This window comes from Providencia sp. Je.9.19 (assembly GCF_051129765.1).
Taxonomy (GTDB): Bacteria; Pseudomonadota; Gammaproteobacteria; order Enterobacterales; family Enterobacteriaceae; genus Providencia.
On sequence record NZ_JBCPSS010000079.1, the window covers coordinates 1 to 239 of the forward strand.

1 rRNA gene is annotated in these 239 nt (G+C 41.0%); it reads left to right on the forward strand.

The annotated features are described in order from the left end of the window. Positions 1 to 134: 134 nt before the first annotated feature. Positions 135 to 239 (forward strand): 16S ribosomal RNA (locus AAZR93_RS21770); the annotation flags it as partial.

A 239-nucleotide genomic window follows, 5' to 3' on the forward strand; every position in this document is an offset into this window, starting at 1 on the left:
CTGTGTGGGCACTCACAAGACACTATCAAAAAAGTATTATTTGAAGTTAAAGTCTTGAAGAGTGACTAACACGTTAATTGATATTTATATCAACTAACAACAAACAGTTTATTTCTTTGAGCATCAAACACTTTTAATTGAAGAGTTTGATCATGGCTCAGATTGAACGCTGGCGGCAGGCCTAACACATGCAAGTCGAGCGGTAACAGGGGAAGCTTGCTTCTCGCTGACGAGCGGCG